General features: G+C 68.4%; 1 protein-coding gene. It reads left to right on the forward strand.

The features are described 5' to 3' along the window. The coding region (locus BKE38_RS28705) for an AAA family ATPase (RefSeq protein WP_131829782.1) at positions 1–455 on the forward strand (455 nt) is incomplete at both ends.

Genomic DNA, 455 nt, shown 5'->3' on the forward strand with positions numbered 1-455 from the left:
GCCGGCGCCAAGTATCGCGGCGAGTTCGAGGAGCGGCTGAAGGGCGTGCTCACCGAGGTCGAGACCGCCGCCGGCGAGATCATCTTGTTCATCGACGAGATGCACACGCTGATCGGGGCAGGCAAGGCCGACGGGGCGATGGACGCCTCCAACCTGCTGAAGCCGGCGCTGGCCCGCGGCGAGCTGCATTGCATCGGCGCGACCACCCTCGACGAGTACCGCAAGCATGTGGAGAAGGACGCGGCGCTCGCCCGTCGCTTCCAGCCGGTCTTCGTCGGCGAGCCCAGCGTCGAGGACACCGTCTCGATCCTGCGCGGCATCAAGGAGAAGTACGAGCTGCACCATGGGGTGCGGATCGCCGACAGCGCCCTGGTGGCCGCCGCGACCCTGTCGAACCGCTACATCACCGACCGCTTCCTGCCTGACAAGGCGATCGACCTGGTCGACGAGGCGGC

Source organism: Teichococcus deserti (assembly GCF_001982615.1).
GTDB classification, from domain to species: Bacteria; Pseudomonadota; Alphaproteobacteria; order Acetobacterales; family Acetobacteraceae; genus Pseudoroseomonas; species Pseudoroseomonas deserti.